This window comes from Microbacterium sp. Y356 (assembly GCF_059445355.1).
The window spans coordinates 927,904-949,117 of sequence record NZ_JCAIUE010000001.1 but is presented as its reverse complement, the minus strand read 5'-3'; the positions used below and the strand labels follow the sequence as shown (position 1 = coordinate 949,117).

16 protein-coding genes are annotated in these 21,214 nt (G+C 64.7%); 9 read left to right on the top strand and 7 right to left on the bottom strand.

Going from position 1 to position 21,214, the window contains the following annotated elements; translation table 11 throughout:
* Positions 1-10: 10 nt before the first annotated feature.
* Positions 11-1,771: a type 2 periplasmic-binding domain-containing protein gene (locus tag AC1C2Q_RS04580; protein WP_495449161.1), complete on the top strand. Its 1,761-nt coding sequence runs from the start codon at positions 11-13 to the stop codon at positions 1,769-1,771.
* 250 nt (positions 1,772-2,021) lie between these two features.
* Here the strand turns inward: AC1C2Q_RS04580 and AC1C2Q_RS04575 are convergent, their stop codons facing one another.
* Both AC1C2Q_RS04575 and AC1C2Q_RS04570 read right to left on the bottom strand, forming a co-directional pair.
* Positions 2,022-2,633, bottom strand: a complete 612-nt coding sequence (locus tag AC1C2Q_RS04575; RefSeq protein ID WP_495449160.1) for a DUF624 domain-containing protein — start codon at positions 2,631-2,633, stop codon at positions 2,022-2,024.
* Positions 2,634-3,617: a LacI family DNA-binding transcriptional regulator gene (locus AC1C2Q_RS04570; protein WP_495429860.1), complete on the bottom strand. Its 984-nt coding sequence runs from the start codon at positions 3,615-3,617 to the stop codon at positions 2,634-2,636. It abuts the gene before it with no gap.
* 144 nt (positions 3,618-3,761) lie between these two features.
* Between AC1C2Q_RS04570 and AC1C2Q_RS04565 the strand changes: the two genes are divergently transcribed.
* Genes AC1C2Q_RS04565 through AC1C2Q_RS04555 form a run of 3 tightly spaced genes read left to right on the top strand, consistent with a single transcriptional unit; the run spans position 3,762 to position 10,584 of the window.
* Positions 3,762-5,804 carry a beta-galactosidase gene (locus AC1C2Q_RS04565; protein ID WP_495449159.1) on the top strand — a complete coding sequence of 681 codons (2,043 nt, stop codon included), beginning with the start codon at positions 3,762-3,764 and terminating at the stop codon, positions 5,802-5,804.
* A complete protein-coding gene (gene yicI / locus AC1C2Q_RS04560) occupies positions 5,801-8,098 on the top strand; it encodes an alpha-xylosidase (protein WP_495449158.1) in 2,298 nt (765 codons plus the stop codon). The genes AC1C2Q_RS04565 and yicI overlap by 4 nt, the downstream gene beginning before the upstream one ends.
* Positions 8,095-10,584 carry a beta-glucosidase family protein gene (locus AC1C2Q_RS04555; RefSeq protein ID WP_495449157.1) on the top strand — a complete coding sequence of 830 codons (2,490 nt, stop codon included), beginning with the start codon at positions 8,095-8,097 and terminating at the stop codon, positions 10,582-10,584. The genes yicI and AC1C2Q_RS04555 overlap by 4 nt, the downstream gene beginning before the upstream one ends.
* Positions 10,585-10,593: 9 nt before the next feature.
* On the opposite strand, the gene AC1C2Q_RS04550 is transcribed toward AC1C2Q_RS04555, so the two are convergent.
* The 5 genes from AC1C2Q_RS04550 to AC1C2Q_RS04530 are packed head-to-tail and all read right to left on the bottom strand — an operon-like array spanning position 10,594 to position 15,836.
* Positions 10,594-11,292, bottom strand: coding sequence for an arsenate reductase/protein-tyrosine-phosphatase family protein (locus AC1C2Q_RS04550; RefSeq protein WP_495449156.1), 699 nt, complete (start codon positions 11,290-11,292; stop codon positions 10,594-10,596).
* Positions 11,289-11,738, bottom strand: coding sequence for a VanZ family protein (locus AC1C2Q_RS04545; RefSeq protein WP_495449155.1), 450 nt, complete (start codon positions 11,736-11,738; stop codon positions 11,289-11,291). The genes AC1C2Q_RS04550 and AC1C2Q_RS04545 overlap by 4 nt, the downstream gene beginning before the upstream one ends.
* A gap of 7 nt (positions 11,739-11,745) precedes the next feature.
* Positions 11,746-13,509: a DUF4012 domain-containing protein gene (locus AC1C2Q_RS04540; protein WP_495449154.1), complete on the bottom strand. Its 1,764-nt coding sequence runs from the start codon at positions 13,507-13,509 to the stop codon at positions 11,746-11,748.
* Positions 13,509-14,387 (bottom strand): hypothetical protein, encoded by an 879-nt coding sequence (locus AC1C2Q_RS04535; protein ID WP_495449153.1) that lies wholly within the window; start codon positions 14,385-14,387, stop codon positions 13,509-13,511. The genes AC1C2Q_RS04540 and AC1C2Q_RS04535 overlap by 1 nt, the downstream gene beginning before the upstream one ends.
* A 6-nt stretch (positions 14,388-14,393) precedes the next feature.
* Positions 14,394-15,836, bottom strand: a complete 1,443-nt coding sequence (locus tag AC1C2Q_RS04530; protein ID WP_495449152.1) for a tyrosine-protein kinase domain-containing protein — start codon at positions 15,834-15,836, stop codon at positions 14,394-14,396.
* A 78-nt stretch (positions 15,837-15,914) separates the two neighbouring features.
* Between AC1C2Q_RS04530 and AC1C2Q_RS04525 the strand changes: the two genes are divergently transcribed.
* The 5 genes from AC1C2Q_RS04525 to AC1C2Q_RS04505 all read left to right on the top strand — a co-directional run bounded on the left by AC1C2Q_RS04525 (position 15,915) and on the right by AC1C2Q_RS04505 (position 21,214).
* The gene (locus AC1C2Q_RS04525; RefSeq protein ID WP_495449151.1) at positions 15,915-16,664 is read left to right on the top strand and encodes a CPBP family intramembrane glutamic endopeptidase; all 750 of its coding nucleotides are present in this window, start codon (positions 15,915-15,917) and stop codon (positions 16,662-16,664) included.
* 137 nt (positions 16,665-16,801) lie between these two features.
* Positions 16,802-17,344 carry a hypothetical protein gene (locus tag AC1C2Q_RS04520; protein WP_495449150.1) on the top strand — a complete coding sequence of 181 codons (543 nt, stop codon included), beginning with the start codon at positions 16,802-16,804 and terminating at the stop codon, positions 17,342-17,344.
* A gap of 139 nt (positions 17,345-17,483) precedes the next feature.
* Entirely contained in the window at positions 17,484-18,095 is a 612-nt protein-coding gene (locus AC1C2Q_RS04515; protein ID WP_495449149.1) for a CPBP family intramembrane glutamic endopeptidase, read from the top strand.
* Between the two features lie 202 nt (positions 18,096-18,297).
* Positions 18,298-20,088, top strand: coding sequence for a polysaccharide biosynthesis protein (locus AC1C2Q_RS04510; protein ID WP_495449148.1), 1,791 nt, complete (start codon positions 18,298-18,300; stop codon positions 20,086-20,088).
* Positions 20,081-21,214: a DegT/DnrJ/EryC1/StrS family aminotransferase gene (locus AC1C2Q_RS04505; protein WP_495449147.1), complete on the top strand. Its 1,134-nt coding sequence runs from the start codon at positions 20,081-20,083 to the stop codon at positions 21,212-21,214. The genes AC1C2Q_RS04510 and AC1C2Q_RS04505 overlap by 8 nt, the downstream gene beginning before the upstream one ends.

Sequence of the window (21,214 nt, the reverse complement as noted above, 5' to 3'; positions counted from 1 at the left end):
AGGAAAAGCAATGAAGCTGAAGCGGAAAGTTGCAGCGGGCGTAGTGGCCCTTGTCGCCGCGGGAATGCTCACCTCATGCACGGGCGGAGGTGACGACAAGGCGGAAGCCGAGGCCATCGATTCCTTCCCCTCGCAGTGGGAGGAAGAGATCACGATCGACGTCTTCGATGGCCTGGCCAACTACATGGGCATCCAAGAAGGATGGTTCGCGAAGATCGTCAAGGACAAGTTCAACATGGAGTTGAACATCATCGCCCCGAACGTCGCGGGCGGCGGCGACACCCTCTACAACACCCGAGTCTCTGCTGGCGACCTCGGCGACCTCATCATCACCGACAAGGGCGAGAAGCTCGACGAGCTGATCCAGGGCGGGCTGGTAGCGGATGCATCCGCCTACTACCCGGCTATGGAGAACGCGGCTCGCTTCGACGCCGCCGTCGAGAATCTGAACGCGAGCGCAGACGGCGTCTACGCGTTCCCGAGCTCGGTATCCAGTCTGCTGCCGACCGAGCCCTCCGAGGGCATCGATCCGACGTTCGGGCCATTCCTGCGGTGGGACCTTTACGGCGAGCTCGGCTACCCGGAAATCGACACCCTCGAGGATCTGCTGCCCATTCTGAAGGAGATGCAGGATCTCGAGCCGACCGCGCCGAACGGTCAGAAGGTCTACGCCCTGTCGCTGTTCAAGGACTGGGACGGCAACTTCATGAACAACGCTAAGCAGCCCATCACCTACTACGGCTACGACGAGGTCCAATTCGCGCTCGCCAAGGCCGACGGCTCGGATTACGAGGGCATCCTCGACGATGACGGCATGTACGAGCGGGTGTTGAACTTCTTCTACGAAGCGAACAAGCTCGGCCTGGTCGACCCTGAATCGACGACGCAGAACTACGACACACTGTTCTCGAAGATGCAGAACGGTCAGGTGCTGTTCACCTGGTGGCCGTGGCTCGGGCAGTCGGCATACAACACCGACAGCAACATGGCCGAGGGCAAGGGCTTCATGATCGCCCCGCTCAAGGATCAGGAGATTTTCTCCTACGGCGCCGAAGCATACGGCGGCAAGCAGGTGCTCGCGATCGGGTCGCAGGCTGAGGACCCGGAGCGCATCGCGGCGTTCATCGACTGGCTGTACTCCGCCGAGGGCTCGCTGTCCAACAGCAGTCAGACCATGGGTGCGGCAGGTCCGCAGGGGCTGACCTGGGACATGAACGCGGACGGCAAGCCGGAACTCACCGACTTCGGCAAGGAAGTTTTTCTCGAAGGCGACGCGACGGTGCCGGAAGAATGGGGCGGCGGCGGGAGCTACCTCGATGGCGCCTCGACGTTGAACATCAGCGTCGTCCTGCCGATCGAAACCGATCCTGACACCGGCTTCCCGTACAGCTACAAGCTCTGGGAGACCTACCAGGAGCAGACAGCCAACCCGCTGACCGACGACTGGGCAGAGCACATGGGCGGTGCCACGACCACGATGCAGTACCTGGAAGACAACGACCAGCTGCTTGTCGCGCCAGGGGCCAGCTATACGATTCCGGCCGACAACTCTGAGATCGAGACGCTGCGCAACCAGGTCAAGACCATCATCGTGCAGGCCTCGTGGCAATCGGTCTTCGCCGAGAGCGATGAGCAGTTCGACACGATCTGGGCCGACCTGCAGAAGACCGCGTCCGGCCTCGGCTACGACAAAGTGCTCGAGGTCGACCTCGCGACTGCGAAGGACCAGAACGAGCAGCGCGAGGCGGTCGCCGCTGAGTTCACCGAGTAGTCAGTAGCAGCAGCACCGGGCCCGGAGTGCGCAAGCGCCCCGGGCCCGGTGCCGTGTCCGGGCATCCGTTCGGGGTCCCGGTGCCGTGTCCGGGCACCCGTTCGGGCGGAGAACGCACGCTTGGGCGGAGGAATCTTGAGGAATCCTCCGCCCATGAGTGCGAAGTCCGCCCAAGCGTGCGGGCACCGGCGCGGGCATCGGGCGGGGCCGAAGGCGCGGGCATCGGGCGGGGCCGAAGCCGCGGGCGAGCTCAGGCGCCGGGAGTGTGGCGGGCGAAGGCGCTGCGGAAGAGGAACGCTGTCACGTAGGCGCCCACCGAGAAACCGACCGTGGCGAGGATCACTCCGAACATCGGAATGACTACGGTGATGCAGATCAGCGCCGCCGGCACCAACAGGATTCCCATCGTTCGCAGTGGCTGCGCCATCGGCAGCAGCAGCGCATTCTTCACGGTCTGGCGGAACGATGTCTCATACACGCCGGTGAGCGCCATGGCGAACAAGAACGCCGCGAACAGGTAGAACGCCGCGATGATCGAGATGACCATGGCGACACCTCCGACCACAGTGGCAGAGCCCGACCAGAACACCGCGACTGCCAGCAGCAGGAGCACTGGCAGCAGCAACACCAGAGCCAGCAGCGAGGCGGGCTTGAAGTTGCGAATGAACGCCGGGAAGAAGTCTTTCAGCGGGCGTCCGCTCTCATCATCCGAGTAGCGGATCGTCACCTGGTACAGCGCCGCGGTGGCTGCTCCGATGGTGACGATGGGCAGACACAGCAGCAGGTAGAGCAGGTTCAGCGCCACGAAGCTGAGGAAACCGGTGATGCCCTGCGCCGTGCGGCCTTCTGGATCGATTCGCACTCAGAACTCCGTGCTGGAGAGATCCACGCCCGAGACGAACGTCGGGGCGAGCAGCTGCACCCGCTCGGGCTTCTCGTCGCCCAGCACGGCCAGGATCGCGCGGGTTGCGCTCGCGCCGATCTCAGCCGCCGGCACGTCGATCGTGTCGAGCAGCCCAGGCATATCTCGCACCAGATGCGCCGGGCTCAGTGCGATGACATCACGTCCGCGACCCGTCACATGACCGGCGACGTGGGAGAGCGCGGCCTCATTGTGAAACAGGATGCCGGTGATCTCCGCATCCGATTGCAGCACGGCGTCTACGACCCCGACAGCATCCGCTGAACTGGGGCAGGCGTGTACGCTGCCGGTCACGCCGAGTTCCCGGCATGCCGATAGGAATCCGTCGTTCAAACGCTCGGCGTACGAGGTGTGCCGCTGCAGCACTTCGGCGGATGCGCCGAACAGTGCAACGCGTCGGTGCCCGAGCCGGGCCAGGCGTGTGGCGGCCAGCCGACCGGCGGCCGCGAAGTCGAAGTCGACGCACAGGAGGTCGTCTGCGCCGGCGGGGAGGCCGATGAGAACGCTGGGCGTCGACAGCTCCTGCAGCGTCGCGATGCGCGGGTCATTCGATTCGATATCCATCACCATCAGGGCATCAACCATCGACCCTCGCGCGGCGCGGCCCAGTCCCTCGGCATCGTCGCTGGTGAGCAGCAGGATGTCGTAGTGGTTCTCTCTGGCTTCCTTCACGACGCCCGAGACGATCTCCATGATGACGTTCACGTCGACGCCTGCACGCAGCGGCGCCTGCAGGCCGATGACGTTCGTCAAACGGGACGCGAGCGAACGCGCACTGGCGTGCGGGCTGTACGCCAGCTTGTCGATGGCGGCCTCGACGCGCTCCTTGGTGTCCTGTGAGATCGTGCGTTTGCCGCTCATGACATAGGAAACAGTTGAGATCGAGACACCAGCGGCCTCTGCGACATCAGCGATCGTCACCATGAAAGCTCCCTTGTTTCTATGGTCGGCGGACGTCGGCAACGCAACACGTGGAGGGCCTCCATGGCCCGCGTGGACATCCGCATCTGGTTAGTATATGTTCTCGTTGTTGAAACGCTTCGACAATTCGACGGGGAATCACTGAAAATGTCATCGACGACCAGCGCACGGCATGCCTTCGACGCGCTCATTTCCGACCGCGGACTCGCATTCGGCGGTGATTACAACCCCGAACAGTGGCCGAGGGAGACGTGGCGTGAAGACGTCGAACTCATGCGCCAGGCCGGAGTCAACTTCGTTACTGTCGGCGTCTTCAGCTGGGCGATGATCGAGCCGCGCCCCGGTGCCCGTGAGTGGGGATGGCTAGACGAGATCCTCGATTTGCTGCACGCCGCCGACATCTCAGTCGACCTCGCCACACCAGTGGCATCCCCGCCGCCGTGGCTGGGTGTGCAGCATCCGGATACCCTGCCCGTCGACCGTGACGGTGTGCGACTGATCGCGGGATCACGCAACCAGTTCTCTCCGGCCTCGCGCACATACCGTGAGCATGCGCTGGCGATTACACGAGACATCGCCGAGCGCTACGCGACTCACCCCGCCGTGCGTATGTGGCATGTCGGCAACGAGTATGGCCAGGTCGACCACGGCGATGAGGGGGCGCGCGAGTTCCGTCGGTGGCTCAAGGAGCGCTACGACTCGATCGATGAGCTGAATCGGGCCTGGAACACCGCGTTCTGGTCGCAGCGGTACGACGACTTCGCCGAGATTCTGCCGCCGAGGCGCATGCCATATCTGGTCAACCCCGCGCAGTCCCTCGACTTCCGCCGGTACAGCTCCGACCAGTTGCTGGATTGCTACACCGAGTTGCGCGACGCGATTCGTCAGACCGGCGCCGAGCAGCCGATCACCACGAACTTCATGGGCTTCTTCGCCCTGGCCGACTATCACTCGTGGGCGGGCGAGGTCGACGTCGTCGCGGACGACCAGTACCCCGACCCGGCGAGCCCGAACGCGCCGAGCGAGATCGCCCTGGTGCAGGACCTGATGCGTTCTCTCGGTGGCGGTCGCAGCTGGGTGCTCATGGAGCAGTCCATCAGCGCGGTCAACTGGCGCGCGCACAACGTGCCCAAGTCGCCGTTGCGCGCGCGTCAGGATTCGCTCCAGGCTGTCGCCCGCGGCGCAGACGCCATCTGCTTCTTCCAGTGGCGGCAGGCGCGCTCAGGTGCAGAACGCTTCCATTCGTCGATGCTTCCGCACGCCGGCGCAGACAGCGATGTGTTCCGCGGCGTGTGCAGGCAGGGTGCTGATCTCCGATTGCTCGCGTCAGTGGGCGGCGCCCGTGTCGAAACCGATGTCGCGATGCTGTTCGACTGGTCGAGCTGGTGGGCGGGGGAGGAGCCGGCACGCCCCACAGAGCGACTGTCGACGATGACCGAGATGAACCGTTGGTACCGCTCACTGTGGCGCCGTGGCATTGCAGTCGACGTGCTCAGCCATGACGCCGTGCTGGATGCGTACAAGGTGATCCTGGTGCCGCATGCGTATATTCTCAATCCCGCCACCGCCGCGGCGCTCGCCGCAGCCGCTGCCCGCGGCGCGCAGATCGTGATCGGGCCGTTCAGCGGCGTCGCCGACGAGAACGCCGCAATCTCGCAGGGGCGATCACCCGTGCTACTGCGAGAACTTCTCGGCGTGAGCGGCGAAGAATGGGCCGGGATGCCGGATGAGCCTGGCGCCCTGCGATTCGCCGATGGCTTCGGCGATGCTTTCAACGCTGCAGAGCCGCAGACCGCGAGCATCCTTGCCGAGCGCCTCCGCGCTGAGGGCGCCGACGTCGTCGCAACCCACGACAGCGGCGAACTGGCAGGAATTCCGGCGATCACGCGCAACGGCACCGCCTGGTATCTGGGCTCGGTCGTCTCGGATGGCGCGCTGGACGCTGTGGTGGCCGAAGCTCTCGCCGCGGCATCCGTGTCCGGCGCAGTGGAGGGGCTCGAGGTGCTGCCCGAAGGGCTCGAGGCCGTGCAGCGTGGCGACGTGCTGTTCCTGCTGAATCACGGCATCCATCCCCTTGAAGTGCCGGTGACTGCGGGTCTGATCGACCTGCTCACCGGAGATGAGACCACCGGAATCGTCGGCATTGCGCCCGGCGAAGTCCGCGCACTGAGCGAAAGGCACACGAGGTGAAATTCACCGACGGCTACTGGTTGACAAGACCGGGGCTCACCCCGCTGTTCGCGGTCGAAGTCGACGACATCCGCATCGATGAGGCGGCGGGCACGCTCACCGTGTATGCGCCGACGGCGCACATCCGCCACCGCGGAGACACGTTGAACCGCCCGATGATCACCGTCACGTACTCGTCTCCGGCGCCCGGCGTCGTGAAGGTGCGTGTGCAGCGTCATGCCGGCGGTGTGCATCGTGGGCCCGACTTCGAAATCAACGCAGAGCCCGGGTTCGTGCCGGCCGTATCGGCCGACGAGAACGGCGGCGTGCTGCAGACCGGCGACCTCACGGTGCGCGTCAACCGCGGTGACGGGTGGGATGTCGTCTTCGAGCAGGACGGCCGTGAGCTCACCCGCTCCGAGCAGCGTTCGGTCGGTCACTACAGCGCCGCAGACCAGGCTACGTGGGTGCACCAGCAGCTGGCGCTGGCACCCGGCGAGCGCGTCTACGGATTCGGCGAACGGTTCGGCGCGTTCGTGAAGAACGGTCAGACCGTCGAGAGTTGGAACGCCGATGGCGGCACCTCGAGCGAGCAGTCGTACAAAGCTGTGCCGTTTTACGTCACCTCGCGTGGCTACGGCGTGCTCGTCGACAGTCCGGATGAGGTCTCGTTCGAGGTCGGCAGCGAGGTCAACTCACGCGTGCAGTTCTCGGTGGCGGGTGAGACTCTCGACTACTTCGTCATCGGCGGAGGCACCCCGAAGGCCGTCCTCAGCCGCTACACGAGACTCACCGGTCGTCCGGCGCGCGTGCCGGCGTGGTCGTTCGGCCTGTGGCTGACGACCTCATTCACAGCGAACTACGACGAGGCGACGGTGAACGAGTTCATCGATGGCTTCGCCGAGCGCGAGCTGCCGCTGAGCGTGTTCCATTTCGACTGCTTCTGGATGCGCGAGTACCAGTGGACCGACTTCGAGTGGGACCCACGGACCTTCCCCGACCCAGAGGGGCAGCTGTCTCGTCTGCATGAGCGCGGGCTCAAGGTCTCGGCCTGGATCAACCCGTACATCGCGCAGCGCTCGGCGCTTTTCGCCGAGGCAGCAGAGAAGGGATACCTTCTCACGCGCACCGACGGCAGCGTTTGGCAGTGGGATCTGTGGCAGGCGAGCATGGGCATCGTCGACTTCACGAACCCTGATGCCGCGGACTGGTACGTCGCGCACCTGGAACGACTGATGGCGCAGGGAGTCGACTCTTTCAAGACCGACTTCGGCGAGCGCATCCCGCATGAGGGCGTGGAGTGGTTCGACGGCTCTGACCCCGCGCGGATGCATAATTTCTATCCGAAGCTGTACAACGAGGTCGTTTTCCGTGCGCTGGAGAAGCATCGGGGTGTTGGGGAGGCAGTGCTCTTCGCTCGTTCGGCGACCGCAGGCACGCAGCAGTTCCCGGTGCACTGGGGCGGCGACAGCGACTCGACGTTCGCGTCTATGGCCGAGTCGTTGCGCGGCGGTCTGTCGCTGGCGATGAGTGGCTTCGGCTACTGGAGTCATGACATCGGCGGCTTCGAGGGCACCCCTGATGCGGGGCTGTTCAAGCGCTGGCTCGCCTTCGGGCTGTTGTCTTCGCACTCGCGGTTGCACGGCTCGGACAGCTTCCGGGTGCCGTGGATGTTCGACGAAGAGGCCGTCGACGTCACTCGCGCGTTCACCACGTTGAAAATGCGACTTATGCCGTATCTGGCTGGTGTCGCCGAGCAGGCGCACACAGACGGAATTCCGATGATGCGTCCGATGGTGCTGGAATTCCCCGAAGACCGCTCTGGCTACGACGCTGACACCCAGTACATGCTGGGCGGCTCGCTGCTGGTGGCGCCGGTGTTCACGTCCGAGGGGGATGCCTCGTATTACCTTCCGGCTGGATCGTGGACCTCTCTGATCGACGGCTCGATCGTGGACGGCAGTCGCTGGATCTCTGAGAACCACGACTACCTGTCGGTGCCGCTGCGCGTGCGTCCGGGCACCGTGCTGCCGTGGGGTGCGACCGGTTCCCGCCCCGATTACGAGTGGGCGGATGGCGTGACGCTGCGCTGCTTCGAACTGTCGGATGGCTATGACGAAGTGACGGTCGTTCCGGGACTTGCCGGGTTGTCGACGAGCTTCCGTGTGCGGCGCGAGGGCTCGCGTGTCACCGCAACCAGTACCGACGCGACCGCATCGTGGTCGTTGCAGGTGGGTGCGAGTGTCGTGTCGGCGGATGGCGCCGGTGAAGTGTCTATTTCTGTAGAAGCTGCGTCTGTGGAGGATGTGAAGTGAGCGAAGAACTGTTCCGTCGTACCGATCTGTCGGTGTCCGAGCGTGCCGCTGACCTGCTGTCGCAGCTGACGCTCGAGGAGCGCATCGCAATGCTGCATCAGGCGATGCCGGCGATCGAGCGCCTGGGCGTCGCCGAGTCTCGCACCGGTGCCGAGACTTTGCACGGAGTTGCCTGGCTGGGCAATGCCACCGTATTTCCACAGCCGGTGGGCATGGCCGCGACCTGGGACACCGAGCTTCTCGAAGCCATTGGAGCCGTGACGTCGACGGAGGCGCGTGCCAAGCGCGCCGAAGACCCGCTGGTGAGTTTGAACGTGTGGGCGCCAGTGGTCAACACGCTGCGCCACCCCCAGTGGGGCCGCAACGAGGAGGGCTACTCCGAGGACCCGCATCTGACGGGTCAGCTCGGTGCCGCCTACTCGAAGGGCCTGCGTGGCGACGACGAGCGGGTATGGAAGACGGTTCCAGCGCTGAAGCACTTCCTGGCGTACAGCAACGAGACCGACCGCTCCGCGACGTCATCGGAAATGTCGCTGCGTACGCTGCACGAGGAAGAGCTCCCTGCGTTCCGTGCGGCGATCGAGCAGGGCGTTGCCGGCAGCATGATGCTGGCATACAACCGGGTCAACGGGTCGCCCGCCCACACGCAGCCCGAGCTCGTCGCCGAGGCGCGCAGCTGGGCAGAGGGATCGCTGGCGATCGTGTCGGATGCCGGTGCCCCGACGTTCACCGTGACGATCCAGGGGGCACAGCCCGACAGCATCCATGCGGCGGCGGCGCTGGTGACCAGCGGCATGGACTCGTTCACCGACAATGATGCTGACGCGCAGCCGACGATCAAGAACCTCACGGCCGCGCTGGAGCAGGGACTCCTCACCACAGCCGACGTCGATCAGGCGGTGACGCACATCCTCGAGATGCGCATTCGCACTGGCGAGTTCGACGGAGATGCCGACCCATACGCCGGTATCGGCGCGGATGCGATCGACGCACCTGGCGCGCGAGAGTTGGCACGCGAGGCCGCCGGTCGCGGGGTGGTCGTGCTTCGCAATGACCAGGGTGTGCTTCCGTTTGCTTCGCCCAAGCGGATCGCCGTTGTCGGACCGCTCGCCGATGCGGTGCTGACCGACTGGTACTCGGGCACTCCGCCGTACGCGGTGGGCATCGCGCAGGGGCTTGCCGAGCGGTATCCGTCTGCGGATGTCGTGGTCGAGACCGGCGCAGACACGATCTCGCTGCGTGCGACGAACGGCCAATATGTCGTGGCATCTGCCGACGGGAAGACGGTCGCGGCGACCGCACCTTCCGTAGAGGATGCCGCGTTGTTCGACGTCACCGACTGGGGTGATGGGCTGCTGACGTTGCGTGCGCAGGCCAGCGGCAAGCTGCTCACGGGCGGCGCCTGGCCTATGCGTGCCGATTCTGCGCGGGTCGGTGAGTGGGTCGTGCAGGAAAGTTTCCGCGCGCACGTGCACGCCGACGGCACCTGGTCGCTGTTGCACCTTGGTTCTGGCCGATGGGTGCGCGTGGCGCGCGAAGTGGGGTTGTTGTTGGCCGAGGGCGTGACTCTCGATCAGGCCGAGCGGTTCGGCGTGCGCACGGTGCGTGCGGGCCACGCCGCGGTCGCTGCCGCCTCGGCCGCGGCGGATGTCGTCGTGGTCGCTGTGGGCAATGATCCGCACCTGGCCGGGCGCGAGACCGAGGATCGTCCGCACCTGATGCTGCCGGGCGCGTTCACGGAGATCTGGCGCACGGCGCAGGAGGCCAACGAGCGCACCGTGCTCACGATTGTGTCGAGCTACCCGTATGTGCTTGGAGAAGCGGATGCCGCGGCCACGGTGGTCTGGTCGAGCCACGGTGGTCAGGAACTCGGACACGGCATCGCCGATGTCTTCAGCGGTGATCGTGAGCCGACCGGGCGTCTGGCACAGTCATGGCCGGCCGATCCCGCGCAGGCGGGCGACCTGTTCGACTACGACACACTGCGACAGCAGGCAACGTACCGGCACCAGCCTGACCCCTACACTTTCGCCTTCGGGCATGGCCTGACGTACTCAACCGTCGAGTACCGGGGTGTGACGCTCAACGCGAATCGGGTGGCGGCGCGAGCGCCGACGCACAAGCATCCGGCGCTCGGCGTCCGAGGCGAGATCGCGGCCGTTGTCACCGTCGCGAACACCGGCGACCGCGTGGCAGAAGAGCTCGTGCAGGTGTACGTGCTGGCGCCGGTCCTGCCACTGCCGGCCCCGCGCCGTCTGCTGGTCGGGTATCGCCGTGTGCGCCTAGAGCCGGGGGAGGAGCGCCAAGTGGAGGTGTCTTTCGACATCGCGCGGCTGTCAGTGTGGGATGACGCGCTGCGGCTCGACGGTGCCGTGGACGACTGGCTGCACGAGGGCGCGCTGCGCGTTCAGCCCGGCGACTACCGGGTGGCCGCAGGGTCGAGCGCTGACGAGCTACCGGTAGCGGCGGTGCTCACGGTCGGGTAGCCGTTCGAGTCAGACCAGTGCTGCGCGAACGATGCGCTCGACCTCGTCTAGCGCGGGAATGAGCTGCGCTGCCGATTGCGCGTACACCTCTGAAGAGCGACGATACGGGTCGATGACGTCGTCATTCTTCTGATCGGTGGCGGCGGTGCGAGGACGCTGATCGGAGACGGCCTGCAGCGCGGCAGCAAATCGAACTTTGAGGTTGCCGCCGGCTGTCTCAGCCGCGTTGCGGGCGTCTTCGGTGCTCAGGCCAGCGGCAAGGCGCGCGAACTCGCGGACCGTGAACGTGCGGCGTATTCGGCTCGGCACCATCGTGACGGCGTGCGTGCGGTGTTCACGCGTCATCGTGAGCACGAGATCTGCACTGAGCAGCATCGGCTCCACCAGGTAGCGGGCGATATGGCCTGCGGCATCCTCAGTCTTGGCGCCCGACTCGACGGCGAGAGCCTGCGCAGGCTCGGTCATCTCGTGACCGACGAGGGCATGGGTCCCGGCGCTGTGCACATGGACACCCAGCGGTTGCAGCCGCGCGCGCAGCACGACTTCACCCATGGGGGAGCGGCAGATATTGCCGGTGCACACGACCAGGATATTCAGGGGGCTGTCATCTGAGGGCGACGGCGAGGGCGACTCGGCCGAAGGCGCCGCATGGTGCTCCCGCCATTCGCGACGATTCATGGTGGCAGCAGGATCGGCAGATGAACTCACGTTTCCACCCTAGGTCGTCCGCCCGGTGCGGGCGTGTGCGAGAGCCAGACGAGCACACGAACGATCAGGCACCCGAGCAATGCCCCAGCCGTGTTCGCGATCAGGTCGGAGAGCGTGGAGAACCGTGTCGGCAGGAAGATCTGAACGAACTCGATCACCCCGCTTGTCAGCAGGCCCAGCGCGGCCATGTGCCACACCTTGAGGCGTGGCCAGGCGAGGGCGAGCAGAATGCCGAACGGCACGAACAGAGCGATGTTCGCCACGAACTCCAGCACAGTGTAGGTATCGGCGAATGAAACGTCGAGCCGGTATCCCAGCGATCTCGCGAGCCGCGCGACAATTCCAGTGACCTTGCCCGCCTGCTCATCAGGCAGCCAGACGATGAGCGCCACAGCGGCCGTGTAGGGCACCAGGAGCACGCGTGACAGGAACGCGAGCATTGACATGCGGGGGTCAGGACTCACAGGTCGCGACGACCGAGGTCGCCCCGAAGGCAGGCGTGACCTCGGCGATGATCTCGTCCGGGGTGGCGTTCGGAAGTGAGACGGTGAGTGTCGCGGTCGTCGAATCGCCCGGCGCGAGGTCGGCCGAGAAGCTCAGCACGCGGTACTCGCCGTCGGGTCCGCCGCCGAAGGCGAGATCTCCCGAGAGCGACGACTCGAGCAGGTTCGCTCCGACGGGCAGGTAGATGTAGCTGACGACGCGCAGCGTCGCGGCGGGCACTCCGTAGTTGCCCCCGGCGATCGCCGGCGGCAGAGTGGTCGCGGCATCCGCCGGAGCGGTGTTGGTCAACGTCAGGGTGAGCGTGGCCTCAGACGTCACTTGCCCTGGACCGCAGCGGTCCCATGCGACCTGTGGGTCGACATCGAGGTAGGAGCCGAGCTTCGACCCGGTGCCGTCGTTGAGATAGATGCCGAAGCGCGCGGCATCCTCATCGGTGACGGGGCGATGGCCCGAGAGCGTCGTCTCGGCGAGTATCTGCTGCTCGTCTTCATGGGCACTCCACAGCAGCAGCCGGCGCTCATCGGATGCGCGGCTGAGCGCCGAGAGGATCTTCGCTGGGTCTGCTGTGCCGCTCATCAGCGTCTCGAACACCGTGGCGGCGGCCTGAGCGAATACGAGGTTCTGCTCGACAGGATCTTCATAGCGCAGATAGACATCGTGCAGCAGCAGATCCACGGCGTTCTCAGCGGTCAGTGTCTCGCCGGTCAGCAGCTTGATGGGCCCGGTGGCCTCGAGCAGGTACGAAAGAACAATGGGGTCGATAGAGATGACACCGTCGGCGCTTGTGCCATGCGCACGTTCCCACATCTCCCGTGCGAGAGGAGCGGCGAGAGAGAAATCCGGGAGAATCGTCGTGCCTGAGAAGAACAGGGCAGGGCGATCTCCGTAGAGCGCTTGCAGCTCGGGATCGAGCGGGATGACCGGCTCAGGGAACCGCGGCATGTTCGCATCGCCTTGCTCGGCCAGACTGACGCGCCCGTTCTCTGCGGTGAGCACTGCGGTGGCCCCCGGCATACCGCCCAGCGAACGAAGCTCGGCCGGGTTCTGGAACAGCAGCAGCCAGGTGCGTTTCTCTTCGCCACCGAGCATTGTGGGCAGCAGCGTGGCCGTGCGTTGCAGCGTGTCTGCCGCATTTGCGACTTCTTCGACCTGCACAGCAGAGGTCTCGACCACTTCGCGCAGGGGCTGCAGCAGCGGCTTCGTATCGACAGCGTTCAGCGTGGCAGAGGCGGATGACATTCCAGCCGCCGCCTGATCGGCGGCATCTTGAATGGTCGTGAACACCGAGAGGTCGATTCCGCCGCCCTCGAAGCGGAACGCATCCATGTCGACGCTCGCGAGCACGTGTGCGAGCGGAGTCAGCGTGGTGGTGCTGATGTCATCGAGGGTTGCGGCGATCGTCGACACGGCTCCGAGCTGAGGCCCGACCCACGGCAACTGCGACCCAGCCCACCAGATCGGGTCGCTCGTCAACCCGTGGGCGGCGCGTGCGTTCTCGCGAATCTCCCGGATGGCGATGGCTGCGGCGTCAGGGTCGCTCATGGCTTCGGTGGCGGTATCGATCTGCGCGCGCGCGGCCTGCATATGTTGGGCGGCAGAGACACCGCGGAACGCGATCCACAGCGTTGCCGCCAGTACGGCGATGAGAATCGCGGCCAGCGTCCAGCCGACAGTCCTGCCGATGCGCTTGCTCTGTTCAGACGAAATCAACATCAGCCGACGACCTGAATCATGTCATCGGCTGCCCAGACGACCACGCCGTCGTCTTTCGGTGCAACCGCGATGGGCTGGGCGACGTCGACATTCTCAGCGCAGCCGATTGCGATGCTCTCGGTGCTGGAGACCCGCGTCAGAGCGAGTCCGGCGCACTCAGCGGTCTGGTGCCCGATGATGAGGTCGGTGCTATCGATGGCGATGGCCTTCACATTCACGAGCTCCAGAGTCGTCCACGTGTCATCCGTCTGGAGCCACGCCTGCCCGTCACAGATCAGGGCGACGATGTCTCCCGAGGCACGCAGACCAGTGGCGTTCGCGCACGGTGCGGCAATATCACCGTTGCGTGTGTGTGCGACGCCTGGATCGGTGAGGTCGAGATAGCGCGAGCGTTCGAGGGCGTCTTCGTACGATGCCCACGCCTCACCCCCACTGAAGGTGCGCAAGGATGCTGCGGTGCACGCATCGTCCACCCCGCCGACCAGCTCTGCCCCGTCACTGTATGCGTCGAGCGAGGCGATTTGGCGCACTCCGTACTCACGGGGGATCACATCCACCCACTCGCCCTGCTCGTTCGTACGCTGAAGCAGGGGCGCGGCACCTTCGCAGGAACCCGCCGTCGCACGCCAGCCACTGTCTCCGGCGAAGGAGACGAAGCGCTCGTCAGCGCGATTCGATGGCAGAGAGCTGGGCGTGGGCGTGGGAGTCGGAGTCGTGCTCGTCGTCGGGCTCAGCACTGGCAACGGCTCAGCGCTGCTGACGGGGGTCGCCGACTGCGGCCGCGTGAGCGCGATGCCAGACAGCACCGCCACGACGACGCCGAGCACGGCGACGATCGCGATGGCGGCAACCTTACGGCCTGCGGTGGGCGGGCGCATTGATCCTCACGCCTGGCCGTCAGCGGCCGCTGAGCGCCTTTTACGACGCGGCTCTTCAGCCGGCTCGTCGCCGTAGCGTTGCTCGCCGTATCCGTAGCCATAGCCGTAGGTGGCGGCATCCGCACCGCGCGTGGGCACCTTGGTCATCACGATGCCCGCCTGATTCGCATCGACGTGCTCCAGCGCTGACATCGCGGCGGTGAGCTGCTGCTTCGTCGTTTCACCGGCGGCGACGACGGTGATGACCCGGCTCGTGACCTTCGATAGCACCGCAGCATCGGTCACCGGCAGCAGCGGCGGCGAGTCGCAGATGACGACATCGAAGTCTCGCTCGAGTACTTCGAGCAGCTGGCGCATCTGCGATGAACCGAGCAGTTCGCTCGGGTTCGGGGGAATGCGCCCTGCGGGCAGGATCCACAGGCTGCGCTCGCCCCACGGCAGCATCACATCGCCGAGGCGCACGCTGCCGATGAGTACGTCAGAGAGGCCGATCGACCCATCGATTTGGCAGTATTCAGCCACCTTGGGTTTGCGTAGATCGGCATCGAGCAGAGCAACCTTCTTGCCGGCGTCGGCGAGTGCAATCGCCAAGTTGACTGAGGTGCTGCTTTTGCCCTCAGACGGCATGGAAGATGTGACCGTGAAGCTGTGCTTGCCGTCGAACTCGACGAACTGCAGGTTGGTGCGCAGCGAGCGGAAGGCCTCGGCGCGCGGGCTCAGTGGGTCGACGTTGATGATTAGCGGGCGCTGCTTCCACTTCGCGTCGAACGGGATCGCCCCGAGCACAGGCACGTCGGTGATGTGCTGCACATCGCGCTTCGTGCGCACACGCGTGTCGAGCACGGTGAGTAGCGTCGCGATGCCAACACCGGCGGCGATGCCGAGCAGCAGGCCGAGTGCGAGATTGAGTGGCACGTTGGGACTGGAAGCCTTCGACGGCGGAAGGGCATTCTCGACGCGGGTCAATCTGACCGGGCTGGCTTGACCCGCGAGCGTGTCAAGGCTTTCCACGGTCGTGGTGAGGCTGGCAGAGATCGCATTAGAGATCTCTGCTGCCTGAGCGGGGTCGGCATCTGTCACCGTGATGGTGATCAGGTTCGTGCCCGTCTGCGCTGTGGCTGTGACTCGGCTCGCCTGCGATGCAGCAGTCGAGTCGAGGCTGAGCTCAGTGATTACTGGGTCGATGACGACCGGCTTCGTCGCGAGTGCGGCATAGGTTGCGACGCGCGCCTGAGTGAAGGTTTGGCCCTGCTGCAGTTCGGCTACCGATTCGCCGGCCTGCGTCGAGACGTAGACCGTACTCGACGCGTCGTACATGGGAGTTCGGGTGAGGGACCACACTGCAGCGGCGCCGATGCCGACGAGGGTCGTGATCACAATCAGCACTGCGTACTTACGCAGAACGTGGAGGTAGTCGCGCAGTTCCATGGGCTCCCTGTCGATATTCACCTCAATCCTGCCATAGCGCACACCCCGGATCGGGCTGTGACGGCGGCATAGCGGGCGTCTCACGGTAGCGTGGGAGACGTGGTAGCCGACATCTCCTCCGCAGAGCTGACCTCCTCCCGCGTCCGTCTCCGCCGTGACTGGCGAGACGGCGGCCGAACAGTTAAGCCCTGGGACGAGACCGTTCTCGCCATCGCCTTGGTCGTGCTCGGCCTGGCCCTTCTGGTCGCCGCCGCCATTCGGGGCTTCGATCCGGCGACGACGGCACCGCTGGTCGCACGCGCTGTGGTGCTGGTGGGGATGCTGGTGGTCGTGGCCATCGCGTTTCTGCGAGCAAAGCCGCGCCCGCTGCTGCAAGTGCGCGCTGTAGACATTCTTTATGGCCTGGCATTCGGCCTGGCACTGCGGCTCGTGCAGGGCTGGCTGGCTGTTGCGGCGGGCGGGGCGGGTGCGCTTCCGAGCTACGGGCCGGGGCAGCAGAGTGTCTGGCTGTTCGCCGATGTTGGATCGTTCTTGCTCATTGCCCCCCTGATCGAAGAGTTGTTCTTCCGAGGGGTGCTGCTGGTGACCGCCTATTCTGTCGTCCGACGTGTGGGCGGCCGTGTTCCGGCGATCCTCACCGCTCTTGCTCTCAGCACTGCCGCGTTCATCGCCACGCACGCCGGGACCGCAGGGACGTCGTGGGAGGCCTGGGTGACACCGATGATCGTGGGGCTCGCCTGTGGGGCGCTGGTGCTCGCCACCGGTCGAATCTGGGGAGCGGTGTTCGTGCACTTCGTGTTCAACGCGATCTATATCGTTCTCGCGGTCGTCGGCACACTCTGGGGTTAACGTTCGGTGTATATGCCGCCAGAAGTCGCATCCGGGCGTGTTCTATGCCAGAATTCAGATGTTATAGGGGCAACCGCGCATCTGCAGCGGTTCGGCACTGGGCCGGTGACCCCTCACGCAACGTAAGGGATGCATACATGAAGAAGACGCTGACGAGCCTCGCGCTCGCTGGAGTTCTCGTCGTCGGTGGTGCCTCGGCCGCAAACGCCGCGCAGTACCCGGCAGACGGCCCCGACATCACCATCAGTGACTCCACGCCGGTCGCCGGCCAGGGTGTCACCCTCACCGTCCAGGTTCCCGATGGCGTGACCGACGTCACGTTCACGATCAACGGTACGCCTGCTGGCTCGACGCTGACGTCGATGGTCTTCGCTGCTACCAGCACGGTCGATCTGTCTGTCGACAAGTCCGTCGCCAATAACTCCGCTTCGGCCGTGTTTACCCCGAACGGACCAGGCACCTACTCCGTTGTCGTCACCGGTGAAGGTATGGACCCGATTACCCTCAGCGTCGTCGTCGCTGCTGCTGCCGCAACTGGCACTCCTGGCGATGACGGTCTTGCCGCAACGGGTAGCGATGTGCCGGCTGGCGTGATCTGGGCTGGCGTTGGTGCCATCGGCCTCGGTGGCCTCGCAGTAGCCGCAGCCGCTGCACGCCGTCGCTCCAACAGCACCAACTAAGCATCGAGTCGTACCGCTGAATTCGAAAACGCCGACCGCTCCGGATCATCCCCCGGGCCGGTCGGCGTTTTCTGTGCGCCTGCCCGAAGCGTTTAATCGCCCGGCAGTAGCCATCATCTTGGCACTGATCAGTGTCGGCGTGAGTGTCGTGCTTCGCGAGTTCACCACTACCCTCCCGCTCGTTGGCTTCGCACAGACAGGGGTAGTGACACTGGCCACAACCCTGCCGCTGCTGGTGGCGGGCATTCTGATCCCTTTCTTGACCACTAAGGCCGGCTTCGCCACTGCCGTGGGGCTGTCACGACTGCGCGTCACGGATATCGGCATGGGAGTGGGCGCGGGCCTCATCTTGCGGGCTGTCATCGAAATGCTCTCTCCGACGACGGGCACAGTGAGTAATCCGCTCGGCGGGGGCATTGCGCCAGCAATTATGCTGTCGCTCATCGTCGCAGTCGTGGTCTCTCCTTTTGTCGAAGAGCTTCTCTTTCGTGGTGTTCTGCAGCGCGCGTTAGCTGATGGAATGCATGCCTCTGGCGGTGCCGTAGCGACGGGGGTGTCTATCGCGATCACGACAGCGGTGTTCGTTCTGGCGCACGTCACGACTGGGCAGATGCAGACAGGGCTCTTGGTATCGACGATCGCTGTCGGCGTCGTGTGCGGTCTGCTGACCGCGGTGACCGGCCGGTTGAGCGCGGCGATCACCGCGCACACCGTACACAATGTGATCGGGGCCGCCCTGCTGCTCTGGTGAACCCGTGAGTTCACGCTTTCGAGTCCGTCACAAGCTGCCTCAGTTCACTGTCCATTCACTATGCTGGGGAATGATTCACATGCATCCAATGGGGGATCGGCACATTTCTAAGGGATGAGCCATCGGACGCGGACAGATTGGTTTGGCGATGAACGCGGACTCTACGCGCGACAGGTTGACGTCGGTTCAGTGGCGTCGGCGCGTGGCAGTGGTCGCAGTCGACTGCCTTGCGTGGGTGGTGGGTATCTTCGCGGCGGTGCTGCTTCGATTCGAGTTTGCCCTGACGCCTGCGGGCTGGTTGGCGACACTGATCCTGGCGTTGATCGCTGCGGGACTGCAGGTTCTTCTCGGGTATCTGCTCGTGCGATTCCGCGGCCGACTGCGTTACGGGTCATTCGAAGAGGTGCGCGATCTCACCCTGCAGGTATTGATCGAGATGATCGTGCTCTCCGTCTTCGTCGTGCTCTTTGGCAACGCCGTGGGGCTGCCCCGTGGAACGATGTTCCTCGCGTTCCCGGGCGTGCTTCTGCTGATGTTCGGTGTTCGCTATACGTCGCGCCTTCTTAGCGACCGCGCGGTCAAGCACAACGGCACAGCAGTGCCGGCCTTGATCGTCGGCGCGGGTGAACTGGGCGATATGGTCCTGCGGGCCGCGGCTATCGACCCTTCGTCACCGATTCGCCCGGTGGGCCTTCTCGATGACGACCCCTCGAAGAAGAAGCTTCGTCTGCGGGGCATCCCTGTAGTCGGCAAAACGAAGCACATCGCTGAGGCCGCGGCGCAGACCGGAGCGAAGATGCTGGTGGTTGCCGTGGCGCGCGCCGATAGCGAGCTTCTGCGCACTTTGACCGATCGTGCCGAGAAGGCGGGGCTGCGAGTCACTGTCACTCCTTCACTTGGCAGCCTGATGTCGGGCGAACAGTCGGCATCCGACATCCGTGACATCAGTATCGAAGATCTGATCGGTCGCACCCCGGTCGATACAAACGTCGAACTGATTGCCGGCTACGTCACCGGGCGTCGAGTCCTGGTGACGGGTGCCGGCGGATCCATCGGCTCAGAGCTTTGTCGACAGCTGTCGAAATTCGGCCCCAGCGAGCTGATCATGCTCGATCGCGATGAGACGGGCCTGCAGCTCGCGCAGTTGGGCACCGCCGGGCACGGTTTGCTCGATACTCGTGACGTTGTGCTTGCTGACATTCGCGAGGCCGACATCCTGAAGGCGATCTTTGTTGAGCGCCAGCCCGAGGTGGTGTTCCATGCGGCCGCGCTCAAGCATCTGCCGATGCTCGAGCAGTACCCCGACGAAGCGTGGAAGACGAATGTTCTCGGTACGCTCAACGTGATCAATGCCGCGCGGGCGGTGGGCGTCGAAACGTTCGTGAACATCTCGACCGATAAGGCGGCGAATCCGACAAGCGTGCTGGGGCATTCCAAGCGTGTCGCCGAGAAGCTCACCGCCTGGGCGGGCGAAGAGACCGGCAAGCGTTACCTCTCGGTGAGGTTCGGGAATGTGATCGGCAGCCGCGGTTCGATGCTGCCGACCTTCCAAGCGTTGATCGACGCCGGTGGGCCACTGACTGTCACGCACCCCGATATCACTCGATTCTTCATGACGATTCCCGAAGCATGTCAGTTGGTGATCCAGGCGGGGGCGATTGGCCGCCCTGGTGAAGTGCTGATCCTCGATATGGGAAAGCCGGTGTCGATTCTCGAGGTCGCCAAGCGCATGATTGCGATGTCGGGCAAAGCGATCGAAATCGTTTTCACAGGTCTGCGTCCTGGCGAGAAGCTGCATGAAGAACTGGTCGGAAGCAGTGAGAGCCTCGAACGACCGTTCCATCCTAAGGTCTCACACACAAGAGCAGACGTGATCACTCCGGAACGCCTTGACAAGGCGGGCTGGAAAGCGCGTATGTTCACGCAACCGCGCAACAACGATACGGCCGCAATCGAGCCGATCACCGCCCAAGGAGCACACACGCGTGACTGAACGCATCTACATGTCATCGCCTGACGTCGGCCAGCTCGAAGAGGATGCGGTGATCGCGGCCATGCGATCGGGCTGGATCGCGCCGTTGGGCCCCGACGTCGACGCCTTCGAACGTGAGCTCGCCGAACGAGTTGGCGTCGCGCATGGTGTCGCACTGAGCTCGGGAACCGCAGCTTTGCACCTCGGGCTGCTGACGCTGGGCGTCGGCCCGGGCGATATCGTGCTGACTTCGACGATGACTTTCGTCGCGACGGCAAACGCGATTGTGTATACGGGCGCGGAGCCGTACTTCATTGATGCAGATCTCGCGACCGGGAACATGGATCCCGTGTTGCTGCGCGAGGCGCTCACTACGCTCCGAGCCTCAGGTGAACGGGTAGCGGCGATTGTTCCCGTCGATCTTCTTGGCAAGGCTGTCGATTACACGTCGATCCTGGCGATCGCTGCGGAGTTCGACGTGCCCGTGATCGCGGATGCAGCAGAATCGCTTGGCGCGACGCACAACGGCAAGGCAGCAGGAAGCTTTGGTCGCGCGTCGATCGTGTCTTTCAACGGCAACAAGATCATGACGACGTCGGGTGGCGGAATGCTGCTCACAGACGACGCAGACTTCGCCCAGCACGTGCGTTACCTTGCAACCCAGGCCCGGCAACCTGTTGTTCATTACGAGCACACCGACATCGGTTACAACTACCGGATGAGCAATTTGTTGGCGGCGCTCGGACGGGCGCAGCTGTCTCGCCTCGACGAGATGATCGCTCGCCGGCGGGAGATGCGGGAGCTGTACAAGCAGCTGTTCGCCGACGTCGACGGGGTCGAGGTGTTTGGTGCCGATGGTGACGAGGCGGACAACGTGTGGCTGACATCGATCGTCGTCGATGAGATGGTGACAGGCTGGTCGCCGACGGCGCTTTCGGCCGCGCTCGCCAAAGAGAACGTCGAGAGCCGACCTTTGTGGAAACCGATGCACAAACAGCCTGTATTCGAGGCATGCCGTGGCGAGATCGATGGTACTTCGGGGTCGCTTTTCGAGCGGGGGTTGACGTTGCCGAGTGGCTCCGCGCTGAGTGGTGAGCAACGCGAGCGCGTGCTCGCAACAATCCGCGGCTTCCTGACGGAGCGGTGA

Bases quoted from the DNA above. Each gene is read 5' to 3' on its own strand.
- AC1C2Q_RS04580 (WP_495449161.1), top strand. From the start codon at position 11: ATGAAGCTGAAGCGGAAAGTTGCAGCGGGCGTAGTGGCCCTTGTCGCC.
- AC1C2Q_RS04570 (WP_495429860.1), bottom strand. From the start codon at position 3,617: ATGGTGACGATCGCTGATGTCGCAGAGGCCGCTGGTGTCTCGATCTCA.
- AC1C2Q_RS04565 (WP_495449159.1), top strand. From the start codon at position 3,762: ATGTCATCGACGACCAGCGCACGGCATGCCTTCGACGCGCTCATTTCC.
- AC1C2Q_RS04545 (WP_495449155.1), bottom strand. From the start codon at position 11,738: ATGTCAATGCTCGCGTTCCTGTCACGCGTGCTCCTGGTGCCCTACACG.
- AC1C2Q_RS04540 (WP_495449154.1), bottom strand. From the start codon at position 13,509: ATGTTGATTTCGTCTGAACAGAGCAAGCGCATCGGCAGGACTGTCGGC.
- AC1C2Q_RS04535 (WP_495449153.1), bottom strand. From the start codon at position 14,387: ATGCGCCCGCCCACCGCAGGCCGTAAGGTTGCCGCCATCGCGATCGTC.
- AC1C2Q_RS04520 (WP_495449150.1), top strand. From the start codon at position 16,802: ATGAAGAAGACGCTGACGAGCCTCGCGCTCGCTGGAGTTCTCGTCGTC.